Source organism: Risungbinella massiliensis (genome assembly GCF_000942395.1).
GTDB lineage: Bacteria > Bacillota > Bacilli > Thermoactinomycetales > Thermoactinomycetaceae > Risungbinella > Risungbinella massiliensis.
Genome location: NZ_LN812102.1, coordinates 514,590 through 532,725, shown reverse-complemented (window position 1 = coordinate 532,725; position 18,136 = coordinate 514,590). Strand labels below are relative to the sequence as shown.

19 protein-coding genes are annotated in these 18,136 nt (G+C 41.2%); 12 read left to right on the top strand and 7 right to left on the bottom strand.

Annotated features, from left to right (window positions below):
* Positions 1–67 precede the first annotated feature (67 nt).
* Both trpB and VJ09_RS03085 read right to left on the bottom strand, forming a co-directional pair.
* Positions 68–1,258, bottom strand: a complete 1,191-nt coding sequence (gene trpB, locus VJ09_RS03090) for a tryptophan synthase subunit beta (RefSeq protein WP_044640194.1) — start codon at positions 1,256–1,258, stop codon at positions 68–70.
* Between the two features lie 146 nt (positions 1,259–1,404).
* Entirely contained in the window at positions 1,405–2,283 is an 879-nt protein-coding gene (locus tag VJ09_RS03085) for a YitT family protein (RefSeq protein ID WP_044640193.1), read from the bottom strand.
* Positions 2,284–2,501: 218 nt separating this feature from the next.
* Between VJ09_RS03085 and VJ09_RS03080 the strand changes: the two genes are divergently transcribed.
* From VJ09_RS03080 to ku, 10 genes are all read left to right on the top strand, one after another.
* On the top strand, positions 2,502–2,837 hold the full coding sequence (locus VJ09_RS03080) for a nucleotide pyrophosphohydrolase (RefSeq protein WP_044640192.1): 336 nt from the start codon (positions 2,502–2,504) through the stop codon (positions 2,835–2,837).
* A 12-nt stretch (positions 2,838–2,849) separates the two neighbouring features.
* Positions 2,850–3,653, top strand: a complete 804-nt coding sequence (gene dapB / locus VJ09_RS03075) for a 4-hydroxy-tetrahydrodipicolinate reductase (RefSeq protein WP_044640191.1) — start codon at positions 2,850–2,852, stop codon at positions 3,651–3,653.
* A gap of 42 nt (positions 3,654–3,695) precedes the next feature.
* On the top strand, positions 3,696–4,817 hold the full coding sequence (bshA, locus tag VJ09_RS03070; RefSeq protein ID WP_044640190.1) for an N-acetyl-alpha-D-glucosaminyl L-malate synthase BshA: 1,122 nt from the start codon (positions 3,696–3,698) through the stop codon (positions 4,815–4,817).
* A 9-nt stretch (positions 4,818–4,826) separates the two neighbouring features.
* A complete protein-coding gene (locus VJ09_RS03065; protein WP_044640189.1) occupies positions 4,827–6,053 on the top strand; it encodes a CCA tRNA nucleotidyltransferase in 1,227 nt (408 codons plus the stop codon).
* Positions 6,031–7,011: a biotin--[acetyl-CoA-carboxylase] ligase gene (locus VJ09_RS03060; RefSeq protein WP_044640188.1), complete on the top strand. Its 981-nt coding sequence runs from the start codon at positions 6,031–6,033 to the stop codon at positions 7,009–7,011. The genes VJ09_RS03065 and VJ09_RS03060 overlap by 23 nt, the downstream gene beginning before the upstream one ends.
* Positions 7,012–7,433: 422 nt before the next feature.
* Positions 7,434–8,282: a 3-methyl-2-oxobutanoate hydroxymethyltransferase gene (gene panB / locus VJ09_RS03055; protein WP_044640187.1), complete on the top strand. Its 849-nt coding sequence runs from the start codon at positions 7,434–7,436 to the stop codon at positions 8,280–8,282.
* Positions 8,282–9,127, top strand: coding sequence for a pantoate--beta-alanine ligase (panC, locus tag VJ09_RS03050; protein WP_044640186.1), 846 nt, complete (start codon positions 8,282–8,284; stop codon positions 9,125–9,127). Before panB ends, panC begins: the two co-directional genes overlap by 1 nt.
* A gap of 13 nt (positions 9,128–9,140) precedes the next feature.
* On the top strand, positions 9,141–9,524 hold the full coding sequence (gene panD / locus VJ09_RS03045) for an aspartate 1-decarboxylase (RefSeq protein ID WP_044640185.1): 384 nt from the start codon (positions 9,141–9,143) through the stop codon (positions 9,522–9,524).
* A 128-nt stretch (positions 9,525–9,652) separates the two neighbouring features.
* Complete coding sequence (locus tag VJ09_RS03040) at positions 9,653–10,999, top strand: tetratricopeptide repeat protein (RefSeq protein ID WP_044640184.1); 1,347 nt, start codon at positions 9,653–9,655, stop codon at positions 10,997–10,999.
* Between the two features lie 13 nt (positions 11,000–11,012).
* A complete protein-coding gene (gene ku, locus VJ09_RS03035) occupies positions 11,013–11,810 on the top strand; it encodes a non-homologous end joining protein Ku (protein ID WP_230199084.1) in 798 nt (265 codons plus the stop codon).
* Positions 11,811–12,466: 656 nt separating this feature from the next.
* Here ku and VJ09_RS03025 read toward each other — a convergent pair.
* A complete protein-coding gene (locus tag VJ09_RS03025; protein WP_044640181.1) occupies positions 12,467–12,778 on the bottom strand; it encodes a hypothetical protein in 312 nt (103 codons plus the stop codon).
* A gap of 197 nt (positions 12,779–12,975) precedes the next feature.
* Here VJ09_RS03025 and VJ09_RS03020 point away from each other — a divergent pair, with 197 nt between their 5' ends.
* Positions 12,976–13,350, top strand: a complete 375-nt coding sequence (locus tag VJ09_RS03020; RefSeq protein ID WP_044640180.1) for an ArsR/SmtB family transcription factor — start codon at positions 12,976–12,978, stop codon at positions 13,348–13,350.
* Positions 13,337–15,451: a heavy metal translocating P-type ATPase gene (locus VJ09_RS03015; protein WP_147635419.1), complete on the top strand. Its 2,115-nt coding sequence runs from the start codon at positions 13,337–13,339 to the stop codon at positions 15,449–15,451. The genes VJ09_RS03020 and VJ09_RS03015 overlap by 14 nt, the downstream gene beginning before the upstream one ends.
* Before the next feature lie 52 nt (positions 15,452–15,503).
* On the opposite strand, the gene VJ09_RS19130 is transcribed toward VJ09_RS03015, so the two are convergent.
* The 4 genes from VJ09_RS19130 to VJ09_RS03000 all read right to left on the bottom strand — a co-directional run bounded on the left by VJ09_RS19130 (position 15,504) and on the right by VJ09_RS03000 (position 18,127).
* Positions 15,504–15,710: a VanZ family protein gene (locus VJ09_RS19130; RefSeq protein ID WP_407689983.1), complete on the bottom strand. Its 207-nt coding sequence runs from the start codon at positions 15,708–15,710 to the stop codon at positions 15,504–15,506.
* A 71-nt stretch (positions 15,711–15,781) separates the two neighbouring features.
* Entirely contained in the window at positions 15,782–16,081 is a 300-nt protein-coding gene (locus VJ09_RS18315; RefSeq protein ID WP_147635418.1) for a hypothetical protein, read from the bottom strand.
* 169 nt (positions 16,082–16,250) lie between these two features.
* Complete coding sequence (locus VJ09_RS03005) at positions 16,251–16,979, bottom strand: ZIP family metal transporter (RefSeq protein WP_044640177.1); 729 nt, start codon at positions 16,977–16,979, stop codon at positions 16,251–16,253.
* A gap of 89 nt (positions 16,980–17,068) precedes the next feature.
* On the bottom strand, positions 17,069–18,127 hold the full coding sequence (locus tag VJ09_RS03000) for a flavin-containing monooxygenase (RefSeq protein ID WP_044640176.1): 1,059 nt from the start codon (positions 18,125–18,127) through the stop codon (positions 17,069–17,071).
* Between the last annotated feature and the right edge of the window lie 9 nt (positions 18,128–18,136).

Sequence of the window (18,136 nt, the reverse complement as noted above, 5' to 3'; positions counted from 1 at the left end):
TTTCGTATTTTCTTTTTGATACGAAAAACCTCCTAACTAAAAATCATTAGGAGGTAGTGATAATTTATTATTTGGAAATGAATTCGAAAACCTGTTGTACATCTTTGTCGCCTCTACCAGACAAATTGACAATGAGCGATTGTTCAGGTGTAAGCTGTTTGGCTAGTTGAATCGCATAAGCGATGGCATGGGCACTTTCTAGAGCTGGGATGATTCCTTCTGTTTTGGACAACAGAGTAAATGCTTCTAATGCTTCAGCATCTGTTACAGAAACATACTTTGCTCTCCCGATTTCTCGGTAATAGCTATGTTCTGGACCTACACCAGGGTAATCGAGACCAGCTGCAATGGAATAAGTGTCTGCTGGTTCTCCCTGTTCATTTGTCATCACATAGCATCGGAACCCATGAATCACTCCTGGTGCTCCATGAGAGAGAGGAGCAGCATGTAGACCTGTCTCAATCCCTTTACCAGCAGGTTCCACACCTATCATTTTTACCTCAGAGTCTGCGAAAAAGGGGGCAAATAACCCTATTGCGTTGCTGCCACCCCCAACACACGCTACAACATAGTCTGGCAATCTGCCTTCTTTCATAAGGTGCTGTGCTCTAGCTTCTACTCCAATAACGGACTGAAAATGTTTCACAATGGTTGGATATGGATGGGGACCTACTGCTGATCCTAATACATAAAATGTATCTGCATGATTGGTAGCGTAGTCCATTAAGGCTTCATCGACTGCTTCTTTTAGAGTACGATTACCGGTCTTGGCTGCAACCACTTTGGCACCAAGCAATTCCATTCGAAAGACATTCAACGCTTGACGTTGCATATCTTTCTCTCCCATATAAACTACACAGTCAAGTCCGAATAAGGCACAAGCAGTGGCAGTAGCAACACCGTGTTGTCCAGCACCAGTCTCAGCAACTACTCGCTTTAAACCCATTCGCTTGGCAAGTAGAACCTGACCCATCACATTGTTGATTTTATGTGCTCCAGTATGGTTTAGATCTTCTCGTTTAAGATAGATCTTCCCTCCACCAAGCTGTTTTGTTAATTGTTTAGCCAAATATAACGGGTTTTCTCTTCCGATGTATTCTTTTTGATAGTAATGCAATTCCTGTACAAATTCAGGATCTTCCCGGTACTGTTCAAAGGCTTGCTCTAGCTTATTTAGTGCAGGTTGAAGCACCTCTGGAACATAACTTCCTCCAAAGGAACCAAAATACCCTTTTTGTTGCTGCTCTACTCGACTCATAATAGTTTCTCCTCTCTGCTATCTCATCTCAACTAGTCATTAATGTAATTATTTGTTCATTATGGCATGGAAAAAGGGAGGTAAGCAAGGGGGAATTCGGAATAAAAAAGCACTACCATGATGTAATGGTAAGTGCCTTTACTTTTTTATTTATTTGTCAGTTGGGGTATTCGCTCATGTGCTTGGAAAGAGAATCCTTCTCCATGTACCTCCCGAACATCATGTACCACAACAAAAGCATATGGATCAGCTTTTAAGACGATATGCTTTAATTTGGGCAGTTCATTTGGAGCGAAAACGGCGTAAACTACTTGTTTTTCTGCTCCCGTAAAGCCTCCTCTACCATTTAGAATCGTTACACCACGTCCCATGCGTTTCGTAATTTCTTCAGCAACGACAAGAGGAGCTTCGCTGATGATCATAGCTGCTTTAGACTCGCTTAATCCTTCCACTACAAAATCAATTATCTTGGAGCCTACAAAAACTGCTACCAATGTGTACATAGCAACCTTTAAACCAAAATAATAGGCAGAAGCAGCAATAACAGCGAAATCAAAAATGAGAAAAGTGCGTCCAATACTCCAACCTAAGTATTTGTTGGCAAGACGAGCGATAATATCTGATCCACCTGTAGTGCCACCAACTCGAAAGATCATTCCTAATCCTGTACCAGCAAAAACACCAGTATACAATGCCACAAAGAGTAGATCGTTTGTTTTAAATCCACCTACATTTTTCGTCACTTCTAAAAAGAATGATACTGCGAAAATACCAATGAGTGTGTAGTAGAAGGTACGCTTCCCAAAGATCTTATAACCAATAAATAATAAGGGAATATTGAGTACGAATATAACCACACCAGTTGATAGATCGAATAAATAATAGAGAATTAAAGCGATCCCGGTAAAGCCACCCTCGGCTAGGTGGTTGGTAATGGCAAAACAGTTAATACCAATCGAAAAGATACAGGCACCTAGTAAGATAATGAGTACATTTTTGGTATGTATTTTCCAAAATTTCTTCATATATAACTCCCTTATCCATTGGAAATTCGGGTATATTATACTGTTCCCAAAAGAACTCTTCAACATCATAAATGATTTTATTTATTTTATTACAAAATTTCGCATCTCAAACCAAAATAAGGTGGGAATTGTCTGTTTTTTCTTGTACTGGATGGTACGAGTCGTTGTCAATCCCAACAGTTTCGGGTAACATGATTCGATAGGAGGGATCGGTTTTCATGTCGCAAGAAAAGACGATCAAAGAGATGCAAAAAGAAGTAGATGCATACATAAGCCAGTTTCAAGAAGGGTATTTTCAACCATTATCGATGTTGGCTCGGATGACGGAAGAGATTGGCGAGCTAGCTCGAGAGGTAAACCATCAATTTGGAGAAAAACCAAAAAAGAAGAGCGAAGAGGATAACAGTATCCAAAATGAATTAGGGGATCTGCTCTTTATTATTACGTGTTTTGCTAATTCGCTCCAGATTGACCTAGATGAAGCATTTGATGAAGTAATGCAAAAATACAACTCTCGAGATCGAGACCGTTGGACTAGGAAAAAAGACTCCTAAAGGGGAAGAGACATCATGGAAATTCGCATAATAGTAGCTGGGGCTTCAGGAAAAATGGGGCAAGAGACAATTCGTCTTTTGTCACGAACTCCCCATTTTCGTCTAGTAGGAGCTACCTCTCGAAAACACGCTGGAAAAGAAGTAGGGAATGTAGTAGGAACCCCCTCCTTTGGAGTACATTTTAAAGCTGATTTGGCGGAAGTAATCGACCAGGTAGAAGCAGATGTGCTGGTTGATTTCACTACTCCCGAGCTGGGTAAACGACATATTCGATTAGCTTTAGAATCAGGAATTCGACCAGTAATGGGAACAACAGGCTTTACCGAACAAGAAATTGCGGAATTATCTCAGTTGTGTAAGGACAAGCAACTTGGAGCCATTATTGCACCCAATTTTGCCATTGGAGCAGTTTTGATGATGGATTTTGCCAAGCGAGCAGCACGATACTTACCACACGTAGAAATTATTGAATCCCACCATGATCAAAAATTGGACGCGCCATCCGGAACTTCGATGAAGACGGCTGAACTGATTGCCAATTCCCGCAAAGAAGTACGCCAAGGGCACCCAGATGAGGTGGAATTACGTGAAGGAGCTCGTGGTGCATACTATGATGGATTCCGCATCCACAGTATCCGGTTACCTGGAATGGTAGCGCATCAAGAGGTGCTATTTGGAGGAACAGGACAGTTACTTACCATACGACACGATTCCTATAATCGAGAATCTTTCATGCCAGGTGTTCAGTTGGCAACAGAAAAAGTAATGGAGCTATCTGGTCTTGTCTATGGTTTAGAAAATATCCTCCAATTATAGAATGCTGATAACCTAATTTATAAGAAAAAAGGATGGTGCCGGTTGCGTATAGGGATCACTTGTTATCCATCGCATGGTGGATCTGGAGTTGTAGCGACAGAACTGGGAAAATTACTTGCTGAAAATGGACATGAAGTTCATTTTATTACGTATGAAATGCCATTTCGTTTAGGGAATTTTCATCAAAATATTTTTTATCATGAAGTAGAAGCAAATCAATATGCACTTTTTAAATTCCCTCCATATGATCTAGCACTTGCAAGTAGAATGGCGCAGGTAGCCATTGACCATAAGTTGGATCTTTTACATGTACACTATGCCGTTCCGCATGCTGTGGCAGCTGTCTTGGCAAAACAGATGGTGGGAGATCACTTGAAGGTAGTTACCACATTGCATGGTACCGATATTACGGTATTGGGAGAAGATCCTACTTTAAAAGGAATTATTAAATTTGGTTTGGAGAAGAGCGATATGGTGACTGCAGTCTCCGATAGTCTCATTCAACAAACTTATGACATGTTCCACGTAAAAGTTCCGATTGAGCGAATATATAACTTTGTAGACGAACGTGTGTATTATCCACGTGATGTGCAATCTATTCGTCGACAGTATGTCTCTGACGAAGAAAAAATCTTGCTGCATATTTCCAACTTCCGCCCTGTCAAACGCCCCAAAGATGTGGTAGATATTTTTCACCGTGTACAGGAAAAAGTCCCTTCCCATTTGCTATTGGTAGGGGAAGGTCCAGAACTAATGAATATTCATCAACAAGTGATTGATTTGGGGATTCAAGATCGTGTTCATTTCTTGGGCAAACAAAATGAGGTAGCTCAGTTGATCTCATTAGCAGACTTGCTTCTACTTCCATCCGAAAAAGAAAGTTTTGGGTTAGTAGCATTAGAAGCGATGGCTTGTGGAGTACCAACAGTTGGATCGGCTACTGGTGGAGTTCCAGAGCTTGTAAAACAAGGTGAGACTGGTTATTTAGCCAATGTGGGAGATGTTCCTGCGATGGCAGAGAGCGCTATTGATATCCTCAGCCATCCTCATTTGCATGAGAAGATGGTTTCCAATGGTTTGGAACGGGCAAGTAAACATTTTTCAGGAAGTGCTATCACGAAGCAGTATGAGGCATTGTACCAACGTTTGTTGCAACAAGATTAGGGGGCTAACATGCAAGATTTACGCAGAGCTGCGGAACAAGTGATGGAGAAGCTAGAAAGTGCAGGTTATCAAGCATACATGGTAGGAGGATGCGTCCGAGATTTACTTCTAGGGCGTACTCCAGATGATTATGATCTTGCAACAGATGCAGAACCATCTGTTGTCGAGGAGTTGTTTGAAAAAACTATCCCCACGGGAATTCAACATGGAACAGTAATAGTCATCAATCAAGAGATTCCGATTGAAGTAACTACGTTTCGAGTAGAAGGAGCTTATCTTGATGGTCGTCATCCAGAGAATGTTTCCTTTGTAAAAGAGCTATCTAAGGATTTAAGCAGAAGAGACTTTACCATAAATGCGATGGCGTTGGATCTGCGAGGGAAGTTGTACGATTACTACCAAGGTCAAGATGATCTAGAGAAGAAGAAAATTCGGGCAGTAGGAATTCCTCAGGATCGTTTCTCGGAAGATGCACTTCGGATGATTCGGGCGATTCGTTTTGCAGCGCAGTTGGATTTTTCTATCGAACCCGAAACATTTCGAGCAATTAAATTATGCCGAGAAGGCGCTAAAAACTTGGCAGTAGAACGAGTAAGTGCAGAGCTTACGAAACTGTGGAAGTCTAATCAACCATCTGTCGGACTTCAAGAATTTTGGGATACTGGATTACTATTTTGTACCAATCCATTTGCTCATTGGGAAAAGCAGCCTGCTCCAAGTCTTGGGGAGCTACTTCGATTTGATCTCTATGATGATCCAGCTTTACGCTGGGCGTATCTACTCTATTTATTACAGACTCCTCAATCATTATTGCCATTACGTTTGTCTGACCTTAAGCTATCTCATAAAGAAAGTGTACGTATTCTAACAGCTAGTGAAACGGGACGAGCTTGGACGTATCGAAAAGACGATATGGAGCTTCGGGCTCTGCTCCTTCAATACGGATTAGAGTGGACTATACGAGCAAATCAATTTGCTAATATGATTTACCAAGATGAATTTTTGGAGCAGACAGAAGAGATTAATCGTAATTGGCACGAAATGCCTGTCAAAATGTTGAAAGAACTACCTGTAAAAGGATCTGATTTAATCAACCGTCTCCAAAAACCAGCAGGACCTTGGGTTGGAAAAACATTAACTTATTTACTAGAACAAGTAGCTTTTGGAGAACTAGAAAACCAAAGACCAGTCTTGTTAGATGAGGGAGAACGATATGCCTTCCAATGTGCGGACTAAAATGTTAGAAGTATTGATTCAAGAGGAAAAAGGCTATGTTTCAGGAGCGCAAATTAGTCGAAAGCTTGGTGTGAGTAGAGCCGCGGTTTGGAAACAGATGGAGGAGCTTCGTCGAGAAGGATATGAGATTGAAGCAAAACCAAACCATGGCTATAAATTACGATACCGACCTGATCGAGTAGCTCCAGAAGAGATTTCTCCACATTTAGAAACGAAGTGGGTGGGACGGAGTATTCGTTATTTTCCTTCTGTCTCCTCTACTCAGATTATCGCTCATGAATGGGCAAAAGAAAAGGCACCAAGCGGTGCCTTTGTGCTTGCAGAAGAACAGACGTCTGGCAGAGGACGATTGGGACGTGCATGGCATTCTCCTATTTCCACAGGCATTTGGATGAGCGGAATTTTTCGTCCTAAAATCCCCCTGTATTTAGCTCCACAGTTAACCTTACTAACTTCTGTAGCAGTATGTGAAGCGATTCAAGAAGAGACAGGCTTATCAGTAGGGATTAAATGGCCCAATGACCTTTATGTAGAAGGAAAAAAGATATGTGGAATCTTGACAGAGCTTCGAGGAGATCAAGATCAAATTGATTATGCGGTCATTGGGATTGGAATCAATGTGAACTTAACAGAAGATCAGATTCCAGAGGAGTTATTAACAAGAGCAACTTCTTTACAAAAGGAACTAGGGAAGTCCATTCATCGAGCTACTCTTATCACGAAAATTTGGAAACGCTTGGAGAATTTATACTTGATATACGAAGAAAAGGGCTTTGAGGTAATTCGGCTTTTGTGGGAAAGCTATGCTAATATGCTTCAAAAACCAATTATCGCGAACACGCCACAAGGATGGGTAGAAGGAATTGCTCTAGGATTAAATGCCCACGGCGCTCTTCGTATGCAGACGGAAACAGGGGTACAAGAAGTTTATTCAGCTGAGATCGAAGCCAAAACGTAAACGGTGGCATTAAAAGAAAGATGGACAGAGCAATTAAGTGTTCGATCAGTTCAACTAACCATCAGTGGGATAAAACCCACTGATGGAAGTCTATTATGTTGTTCCATACTAGTGCAGCGAACAGTTTGGTTGAACTCTATAAAGGTAGAAGGAGTACCATTCTGGAGTGGAATAATAAGCCTTTATATTTTGCATTGCAAGAAGAATCCTCTTTCGCTATGCTTAGGGAGTGATAGCATCCCATTGGGAGCTGTACACTTGTATGTAATTTCCATATGAAGTTTGATTGATTTGCTGCTTCGAGCCAAATAAGGACGGAGACAGAGGAATGGGGAAATGTCTGTCTACCTTTTAGTGTCCGATTTTGGGAGGCTAAAAGGTTTTTTGATGCCTCTGTTTTCTCCATTGGGAGGGAACTAATAATGTTAAAGGTCACCACTCGTACATTACGAAAGAACAAACAAGAAAAGCGGCCAATTGCGATGATTACGGCTTACGATTATCCAAGTGCTAAGATAGCGGAAGAAGCAGGAGCGGAAATTCTGCTAGTGGGTGATTCGCTTGGTATGGTCGTATTGGGATACGATTCGACAATCCCAGTAACACTCTCTGATATGTTGCACCATACCAAAGCTGTTAGCAGAGGAGTGAATAATGCGATGGTAGTGGCAGATTTGCCATTTGCCACAGCTCATCTGTCACGTAGTGAGGTGATTCGCTCAGCAGCTTGTCTCTTACAAGAAGGAGGAGCTTATGCAGTGAAAATGGAGGGAGGAGATGAGATTCTCGAAAATCTCTCTGCCTGTGTAGCTGCTGGAATTCCAGTAATGGCCCATCTTGGACTGACTCCTCAGTCAGTAAATCAATTAGGTGGATACCTATACCAAGGTAAAGATGAGGTGACTGCACAAAAATTGATCCAAGATGCACAAAAAGTGGAGGCGGCTGGAGCTTTTGCATTGGTATTGGAATGTGTTCCGGAAGAACTAGCAGAAGTGATAACCGAATCACTTAGCATCCCTGTTATCGGTATTGGAGCAGGGCGTTATGTGGATGGGCAAGTTTTGGTCTATCATGATCTATTAGGACTATCTGGTCAGTGGCATCCTTCTTTTGTCAAGGTGTATGCTGAAGTGGGTAAACAGATGACGGCAGCGATCTCTCACTATGTGACGGAAGTGAAAAACCGCCAATTCCCAGAGGAAGCTCATGTTCGGCATGTAGCACCAGAAACTGTTGGGAATCTGTACGGAGGGAAGGGTATTCAGTGATGAAACAGATCTCATCAATATCACAACTACAAACCGAACTAGCAGCATATCACTCTCGAACGATTGGTTTTGTACCAACAATGGGCTTTCTACATGCTGGCCACTTATCTCTTGTTCATCAGGCTGTATCGGAGTGTGATCTTGTTGTTATGTCTATTTTTGTTAATCCGCTTCAATTTGGACCAAACGAGGATCTAGCTAGGTATCCTCGTGATATAGAACGAGATCGGGAACTTGCTGAGCAAGCTGGAGTCGATATTTTGTTTACGCCAACCGTTGAGGAGATGTACCCACGGAAGATACAGACCCAAGTTCAAGTAAGCGGGGTAACAGAAAAACTATGTGGAGCTTCTCGTCCTGGTCATTTTGAAGGAGTGGCAACGGTTGTAAGCAAGTTATTCCATATAGTGGGACCAAATCGTGCTTACTTTGGACTAAAAGATGCACAGCAAGTAGCGGTGATTGAGCAGATGGTATTCGATCTCTCTTTTCCAGTTACCATTGTCCCTTGTGAAATTGTCCGAGATACAGATGGTATAGCGAAGAGTTCTCGAAATGTGTATCTTTCAGCAGAAGAACGAACACAAGCTTTGATTTTGTCTCGCTCACTAAAGCAAGTTAAAGAGATGGTGGAGCAGGGAGCATTAACAAATCAACACGATGTACGTAACTTTTTAATCGAGCAAATCGAGTTGCAACCACTTGCGAAAATTGATTATGTGGAAGTATTATCCTATCCAACCCTCACAGAACCAAGAAATCTTTTTACAGAGACAATTCTTATCGCAGTGGCAGTTTATTTTGGAAACACTAGACTTCTAGATAATGTGATCTTAAACAAATAAGGAGTAAACACCTATGTTTCGTGAAATGATGAAATCCAAGATTCATCGCGCTACGGTAACAGAAGCAAATTTACATTATGTTGGTAGCATTACGATCGATGAAGCGATTTTGGAACAAGTCGATATATTGCCAAATGAAAAGGTACAGATCGTGAACAACAACAATGGCGCGCGTTTAGAGACATATGTTATCCCTGGTGCGAGAGGAAGCGGAGTGATCTGCTTAAACGGTGCAGCTGCTCGTTTAGTACAACCAGGTGATACTGTGATCATTATGTCTTATGTATGGTTGGAGGAACGCGAAGCATTACACCATCAACCGAAAATCGCAATAATGGATGAAAAAAATCAGATTGCAGAATTGATTGCAGCTGAATTGCATGGCACGATTGCTTGACCTAAAAACCCTCTCTTTTCTATTACGAAAGAGGGGGTTTTTTGCTTCAATTTTACATACAACAATCGGACGGGGACATACTCGTATTAACGAAAAAATGACCAAATCATGTCCCTGGAGGAAATGAAATGTATCATCAAAAATGGTTGGAAGTTGTACAAAGTGCGTTGGGGGAAATTGAGGCCGATTATCCTGTATGTAATGATCAAGATCGCCCCAAAATGCGCCAACGTTTGCAGACAATCAAAGAATCGTGCGATCAGCTTCTAGAGTCATGGGCAGAAGTGGAAGAAAGAATTGCCCTGTTGGTATCTCAGTTTCCGGAACTAGCTGATATAGGGGATAACAAGGAAGAGATTCAAGAAGAAGTATGGTTGCATGAATCCTCAGTTCGTAGTTTTCGACAAGGACAAGGATACTATGGTCTAAGTATGTTCCAAGAAGCACAAGAAGTGTTCCAGCAAGTAGTGGAACAGGAACCAGACTTTGTATTGGGACGACTTTACTTGGCTTTAAGCCAATTCCAGGAAGGCAATTGGGAGGAGGCTCTCGCTCATTTTCGGATGGTAATTGCTACATCCCCTCATGAAGCTTTTACCAGTTTTGCCCAACATATGACTGGATGTATCTATGTTCAACAAGGAAATGATCAAGCCGCTCTCAAAGAGTTTGCCAAAGTAGTTTCCCATTCCTCAGATTGTGGAGATGCTTGGTTTAACTTAGGTGCTTGTCATTTTCGTCTGGGCTCTTATTACGAAGCAATTCCTTATTTTTATCATGCTATTAACATTGCAGAAGATGATTGGGAAGCAATGTATTATCTCGCAGAATGTTATGCCAAATACCAAGAATGGGAAAGTGTTCATTTTTGGAGGCTGGCCTGTTTAGAAAAAACGCAACATCCTCAAATTGTGGAAGCACTAGCTCATGACTACGAGGAGATTAATGATACTTCCCAAGCAATCTTTTGGTATCGACGTTTGCTTCAATTCCCAACATACGAGATCACCGCAATTCATGGGATATCTTGGAATCTGTGGCGTCAAGGGGAAAAATCCGAAGCGATTGCATGGCTCAAAAAAGGACTAACTCTTCAATCAGCTCATCCCGAACTCTTATTTTTATATGGTTGGTTTCTCTGGTCTGAGGGGCAACTAGATCGATTGGAAATATTGATCCAAAACTTACCGAGTAACTTGTCAGATAAAGCTATTTGGAACGTTTTATCTGCACGACTCCAATTCTCACAAGGTAACTACGAGAACGCATTCCAGGTATTAGATGCTGTAATTGAAAAAGAAACAGGAAATTTAAAGTCATTAGGCCACTTTCAAAAAGGTCGATTGCTGTTGGAGTTGGGAAGAGTAGAAGAGGCAGTAACCCATTTTCGTTTGGCCCAACAACAAACCAAACGTTGGGAAGAGCCTGCTATCTATTTAGGAATTTGCCAGATGGTAGAAGAAAGGAAAGTATAATAAGATGCACACGATGTGGAAAGGTTCGATTAGTTTTGGGTTGGTCAACATCCCAATCAAAATGTATGCTGCAACAGAAGAGAAAAATATTCGTTTTCGCTACCTGCATGAAAAATGCCAAACACCAATTCAAACAGTTCGTACTTGCCCTCACTGTCAAGTAGAAGTTCCATGGAATGAGGTGGTCAAAGGGTATGAATATGCTGACGGCAGATTTGTTCTCATGGAGAAAGAGGAACTTGAAAAACTATTACCTGATGAGAACAAAGCGATCGAAATTCTTGATTTTGTAGATCTGTCTGAGATTGATCCTATTTATTTCCAAAAGACGTATTATTTAGGTGGACAAGATCAAAACTCCAAGGCGTATGCGTTACTTCGTGAGGCTTTACGCAAAACAGGCAAAATTGGTGTAGCTCAGATCACGATTCGGTCTAAACAGACATTAGGAGTATTACGAGTCTTAGAAGATTGCCTTATCTTAGAAACGATCTTCTATCCTGATGAAATTCGTGCTACGGATCAGGTTCCATATGTACCAGCAGGACAGGATCTTCCAGCAAAAGAGTTGGAAATGGCTGAGAAACTGATTGAGAATCTTACCACCCCATTTGATGCGACGAAATACAAAGACGAGTATCGCGAGCGAGTACAAGAAGCAGTGGAACAGAAGATACACGGACAACAAATTGTGGAATCCCCAAGTCCAAAACCGGAGAAAGTAGTAGACTTGATGGAAGCATTAAAGGCAAGTCTAGAAGCGACGAAACCGAAGAAAAAGACTACAAGACGCAAAAAGGCTACATCATAATATACGAGTGAGAAAAGGGCTACTTCTATTTGAAAGTAGCCCTTTTCTAAGTATTTTGGACAGAACGTAGCTATTAATATATTTATTGTTCTTATTGAATAGTGAATCTATAATGTACATATATAAATTAAATAATTAATTTAGAAAAGGAGATTGTATGTCTTACACTTTGATCTTAGTAATTGGGTTTGTGTTACTCGTTATTTCATTAGGATTCAACTTTATGGTAAATAAATTGAGTATAAAAAATAATATATATATTTTACCGACTATATTTTCTTTAGTATTTACAATATTATGTCTACTTCTAGAAAGGCAAAGAAGATACGTAGACAAGTTCGAGTATATCATTATTGATAGTTCAGAGGTTTTCCTCGGACTACTAACACTGATTTTTGGGGTTGTCTGGTTCTTGTGCATTATCATATTAATTGTCAAATATGTGTGGAGTAAACTGAAAAAATAGTAACAAGTTTCTACTACGATTTATAAGATAAATAACAGGAAAAACTCCAAACCATTTTGGTAAGGAGTTTTTCGTTTGTATAACGATAGTATCACGATAATAAGGAAGCTATCTTAGTGGAGAAAATTAATTGATCACCTGACGAGAGGGGTACTAGGTAAATCAAATAATTTTCCTTTTAGATAACGTATCATGGTCCTGTGTAATACGGGATATATTCTTTTTTATCGGTAGGAGATTTGCTAACTTCTTGCCCATTTTCATTGTACTGTATTTCAAATTCCTGATAAGTCTCGACTCGATAATCTCCCTCTTGCTTGGTTTCGACTAGTTCCATCACATATTCGGTTTGTAAATTAGGCGCAACGGGTCCTGTAATGGATGGGACAGATTCTTGTAATGGGATATAGTCGCGTACCAAGATGATCGCACCAAGACTTAAATTAATGGATAAGAGGGTTATAAGACCAGCTTCTTTCATTATTTGGGGCCAAGTTTTCATCGGAATCCTCCTCATTTTGCTTCGACTCTATAAGACAAGTTATGAAGAAATGAATCCAATAGAACGGACGATTAGAAAAGAGCCGTCTCATATGGAGAAAATAAAACATAAAATAATATTCAAATAAACATTTGACTATCGTGATAGTCCTTCGATAAAATATATTCAAACGATCTTTTGACTAAGGGGCGGAAGGTATGAAAAAAGAGGATATCTGTGAAATTACTTGTGTGGAAGAAGGTAAAGTCCGCATGGTGAAAGAGAAAGTAGAGCAAGAGAACTTTCAAGATACTGCTCAGATTTTTAAAGCATTATCTGATCCTACACGGTTAAAAATTGCTTTTGCCATTCTCGAAGCAAAGGAGCTGTGTGTTTGTGATGTAGCGAATGTCCTCGATTCATCCATCGCTACAGCATCACACCATTTGCGCCTCCTGCGGAACATGGGACTTGCAAAATACCGAAAAGAAGGAAAGATGGTCTATTATTCGTTGGATGATGAACACGTTCAACAGTTAGTCACATTAGCTTTAGTCCATCAGAAAGAAGGGAAGAGGGATGGCGAAATCTGAGGAGCAATCGGTCTATCGTTTGCAAGGCTTAACCTGTACCTCGTGTGCTGCCAAATTTGAACGGAATGTGTGCGAGTTACCAGGTGTAAAGGAAGCCAAAGTGAATTTTGGAGCTGCTAAGTTGACTGTGATCGGAACAGCAACTGTTGATGAACTGGAACAAGCAGGTGCTTTTGACCATATTCAGGTAAGATCTGAGGGACAAGTGCCTACACCAAAAGTGCCTTTTTGGCAAAAGAAAGAGAATCTCCTTGTACTGTGTTCTGCGGTCTTTTTGGCTGGTGGTTTTTTCTCTAATCAACTTTATGGAGAAGAAAGTCTACAATCTATCATCCTGTTTCTAAGCTCGATTTTGATTGGAGGATGGGGACTTTTTCGAGAAGGGTTCCGTAACCTCATACGCTTGCAATTTGATATGAAGACCCTGATGACCATTGCGATTTTGGGTGCTGCTACGATTGGGGAATGGGGTGAAGGGGCAACGGTGGTAATTCTGTTTGCCATCAGTGAGGCACTTGAAAGCTATTCAATGGATCGGGCACGTCGCTCGATTCAGTCTTTACTGGACATTTCTCCCAAACAGGCTCTTGTCATTCGAGATGGAATGGAACAGCTGATAGAAGTGGAAAAGATCGAGATCGGAGATACTCTCCTAGTTCAACCAAATAAAAAGATCGCCATGGATGGGGTGGTGCAAGAAGGAAGTTCTCATGTTCAGCAAGCTTCGATCACAGGTGAGTCTATTCCAGTGGAAAAAAGCGTTGGGGACGAAGTATACGCAGGTACGCTGAACGAAGAAGGCGTCCTCCGCATTCAGGTTACCAAGCGAGTAGAGGATACGACATTAGCGAGAATTATCCAATTGGTAGAAGACGCCCAATCAGAAAAGGCTCCTGCCCAAGCATTTGTGGACCGTTTTGCTCGGTACTATACCCCTGCTATCCTCTTGATTGGATTTTTGATCGCTTTTGTTCCACCCCTTTTTACAGGAGAGTGGCAAGAGTGGATCTATCGTGGACTTTCCATCCTTGTTGTTGGTTGTCCTTGCGCCCTTGTTATTTCTACTCCTGTGGCCATCGTGACCGCGATAGGAAATGCTGCCAAGCATGGGGTTCTAGTCAAAGGTGGAGTCTACTTAGAGGAATTAGGACAGATTGAAAAGATCGCTTTTGATAAAACAGGAACATTAACAGAAGGAAAACCGGTGGTAACCGATTGGGAGAACATCCAAACGGAAGAGGAAGAACGAAACCTCCAAATTGCGGTTGCTCTAGAACGAAATTCGACACATCCTCTTGCTGCTGCGATTATGAGCTATGGAGAAAAACAGCTTGAACAACCTAGATCACTTACAGCCGAAAATTTTGTCTCTATAACAGGAAGTGGAGTACAGGCAGAAATCGAAGGTGTGACCTATATACTGGGAAAACCTCGCTATTGGGGAGATGGTCAGCTTGATTTACAAGTCCACTCACGAGTAGAGCAGCTACAGAGTGAAGGGAAAACAGTGATGCTTCTCGGGACACAGAGCCAGATTCTCAGTATCATTGCCGTTCGAGATAAGATTCGTTCTTCGAGTAAAAAGGTAATTAAACAATTGGCTCAGCTTGGATTAAAACAATCGCTATTACTTACAGGGGACAATGAACAAACAGCGAAAGCAATAGCAACAGAACTCGGGATCCAAGAAGTGCATGCAGAACTATTACCAGAACAAAAATTAGAAGTGATCAAAGATACTCAAAAAGAACATTCGATCGCCATGGTAGGAGATGGGGTTAATGATGCTCCAGCTTTAGCTGCTGCAACAGTGGGGATTGCCATGGGGGGAGCAGGTACGGACACTGCCTTGGAAACAGCTGACCTTGCTCTGATGGGAGATGATCTTCGGAAACTTCCTTTTGCGATCGGTCTTAGTCGGAAAACGATGACGATCATTAAGCAGAACATCGCTTTTGCTCTGGGAATCAAGTTATTAGCTCTACTCTTGATTATTCCAGGTTTTCTAACCCTCTGGTTAGCGGTGTTTGCAGATATGGGTGGGACGTTGATCGTCACCTTAAATGCACTTCGCTTGTTGAAAAATAAAGAGAACTCATAATAAAAAAGGTCACGTCCTAAATTAGGTACGTGATCTTTTTGTATTATTTTTTTCATCGAACCTGGATTACTTTTTGACAAACAGGATACAGAACGACCCCTAAATAGACGCCTAATATATTTAAGATGAAATCATCGATATCCAAACTGCCACGTCCTGTGGCAAATTGGATATCGATGAGGGTAATCAGGATCATGGAAATGACCATTGTCCAAAGTGGGGTCTTTTGCTGGTATCGGAAAAAAAGCCCCCATGGAATAAATAATCCAATATTTGCAGCTAGGTTGTAGAAGGAAACAAGCGGAGTTACCTCACCCAGTAAATAAGGGGTTATGGTTTAAATGGAACCAAATTCCATGAATCGTAACTTTGATCAGATGGTCGGAAAAATAGCAACATTAATAACCCAATATTATACAGTACAAATGAGATACAAAAGATCAGATAAGGAATGGAGATTGAATCTTTGCGTATATAAAAAAACACGAAAAAGACGAGAACGGTCAAACAGATCCACAATACTCCTAGTACGATGGGATGGAGGTAGGAAACTAAGCGATAGGAAAAGGGCAATAGGAAAAGAAATAATCCTTGTGAGACAACAAGCGAGATGGTACTAGATTTATGCAAGTGAATATTCCTCACTTATACAAGTAAATGCAATCTCTTAATTAGCGATTTATCAAAATCAGTATTATACACATACTAACCATAGGGCAGAATCTAATGGAAACAGAGACTGTTCGCTCCTTTTCTGGAACATATATCCTCCTTTTGTTATAAGCGAACTTTGCTCTTTTTAATGATGATGATGTACCGGTATAAGTTGCAAGAACAAATAACAAAAGCCAACCCCTGCTAATGCCCCTACTATCCACTTTCCCTTACTTAAATCTCGATACCCCTTATGTAATAACTCCGAGAACGTAATATGGCACAAAATAGCAATAGAAATGCCCATCAAAACTGCTACAAGACCTGAATCCGATTTAGAGAACCCACCTCCGAGAAAAGACCCAAGTCCTAGAGATAAGGAAAGAAGGAAACTAGTCCACAGAATGAATCTAACTGGAAAACGTTTCCGCATCAACGGAGAAAAAAGGGCAATTCCCTCTGGAATATGATGAAATGCAAGTGCGATTAGGAGAGGTATAGAGAGATGTTCCATAGAACCTAAGGTGATACCAAGAGGGATATTATGGATGCTGATGGCAATACAAAACAAGAGAAACGTCTCTGTCTGATGATTTGAATGAAAAAGGACTAATTTTCGTGAGATTTGTCCGAACAAGGATAAGAATCCAAAACCAATTAGTAACCCAACTAAGAGATAGTACCATGGAGAGTCTTCTATTGCTTCCGGCAAGAGTTCCAAAAGTAATAGTCCCATGATAATTCCACCCGAAAAGGTATAGACCAATGGCGGAGTAAGAAAAGGGATACGAGTCGTTGTGTAACTTACAGATGCACCTAACACAAAGCCAACTATTCCGATTACGATCACGAGGATCGGGAGAGTCCAGTCCATGTTTTCTGCCCCTTTGAACTATCAAGATAGATTGTACTAATCTCTATGAGTCAAATTATGCCGCTAGACTATATTCTCCCTTCTATTAGTTATCTTTGGAAATGTTTGATCTTTGAAGCCAGATAGGTAGCATCATTTTTAACCCATCCCATTAGGGAAGACCCCCTAGAACGCTGCCATGGTAAGCCGATGTAATAGATTCCAGCGACAGGACTCACGCCCAAGTGATGGTATGGTTTTCCGTCTGAATCAACTGTGTCTGGTATCTGAATCCAGCTAAAATCAGGAGTGAAACCAGTCGCCCAGATGATATTGTCCACCAAAAGGTTTTGTCCATCTTGCAACAATACTTGGTTATGGTGTGCTCCTGTTACTCTTGGTACTATTTGTATTTTCCCAGCACGTATCTGATTTTTGGCAAAGCTCCCATATACTTTTTCACGCTGGCGAGCTACGAGTTTGCCACGCTTGCTAGTAAGGGGACTTTGAACCAAACCTAGCTTATCAAAATACCAAAAGATGCTTTTTCCAAACAAGCGTAAAGGAGCGAACGAGATAGGATGACTAGTTGATAAGTATACATGCCGATCTTGACCTAATTCTGCTGCAATATGAGCACCGGAGTTCCCTGCACCCACCACTAGTACACTTCCTGACTGTAGTGAGTTTGGATTTCGATACTGCGAGCTATGTAGTTGGACTGTTTTAGAGGATAGAGTATTTGCAAACGGTGGGATATTGGGATAAGCGAAACCCCCGGTTGCTAAGATAACATTTGCTGCTTGGATCTCACCTTGATTTGTGCGTAGGAGAAAAGAGTTCTGACCTACCTGATGTATGGAGAGTACCTTTGTTTGATAGTGAATTGGAAAGTCAAAATATTGCACATATGCTTCTAGATAGTCGGCGACCTCGTCTTTGGTAGGACATTCTTCTGGGTCACCTGGGAAGAGATACCCAGTTAGACTACTATATTTACGTGGAGTGAAAAGGACGAGAGAATCATAACGGTTTCGCCAACTTTCCCCAACGCGTTTTTCTGATTCTAAGAGTAGGAAGGGGATCTTTGTTTGGGTTAAAGCATAAGCCATTTCTAACCCTGCTTGCCCTGATCCTACAATTACTGTGGGATTGATAGAATTATTCATCAGGAGCCT

Coding starts and splice junctions, on each gene's coding strand:
- VJ09_RS03060 (WP_044640188.1), top strand. CDS start 6,031: ATGCCTTCCAATGTGCGGACTAAAATGTTAGAAGTATTGATTCAAGAG.
- panD (WP_044640185.1), top strand. CDS start 9,141: ATGTTTCGTGAAATGATGAAATCCAAGATTCATCGCGCTACGGTAACA.
- VJ09_RS03080 (WP_044640192.1), top strand. CDS start 2,502: ATGTCGCAAGAAAAGACGATCAAAGAGATGCAAAAAGAAGTAGATGCA.
- VJ09_RS03040 (WP_044640184.1), top strand. CDS start 9,653: ATGTATCATCAAAAATGGTTGGAAGTTGTACAAAGTGCGTTGGGGGAA.
- VJ09_RS03065 (WP_044640189.1), top strand. CDS start 4,827: ATGCAAGATTTACGCAGAGCTGCGGAACAAGTGATGGAGAAGCTAGAA.
- VJ09_RS03020 (WP_044640180.1), top strand. CDS start 12,976: ATGAAAAAAGAGGATATCTGTGAAATTACTTGTGTGGAAGAAGGTAAA.
- panB (WP_044640187.1), top strand. CDS start 7,434: ATGTTAAAGGTCACCACTCGTACATTACGAAAGAACAAACAAGAAAAG.
- VJ09_RS03005 (WP_044640177.1), bottom strand. CDS start 16,979: ATGGACTGGACTCTCCCGATCCTCGTGATCGTAATCGGAATAGTTGGC.
- VJ09_RS03000 (WP_044640176.1), bottom strand. CDS start 18,127: ATGAATAATTCTATCAATCCCACAGTAATTGTAGGATCAGGGCAAGCA.
- VJ09_RS03025 (WP_044640181.1), bottom strand. CDS start 12,778: ATGAAAACTTGGCCCCAAATAATGAAAGAAGCTGGTCTTATAACCCTC.
- ku (WP_230199084.1), top strand. CDS start 11,013: ATGTGGAAAGGTTCGATTAGTTTTGGGTTGGTCAACATCCCAATCAAA.
- VJ09_RS03085 (WP_044640193.1), bottom strand. CDS start 2,283: ATGAAGAAATTTTGGAAAATACATACCAAAAATGTACTCATTATCTTA.
- VJ09_RS03015 (WP_147635419.1), top strand. CDS start 13,337: ATGGCGAAATCTGAGGAGCAATCGGTCTATCGTTTGCAAGGCTTAACC.
- trpB (WP_044640194.1), bottom strand. CDS start 1,258: ATGAGTCGAGTAGAGCAGCAACAAAAAGGGTATTTTGGTTCCTTTGGA.
- panC (WP_044640186.1), top strand. CDS start 8,282: ATGAAACAGATCTCATCAATATCACAACTACAAACCGAACTAGCAGCA.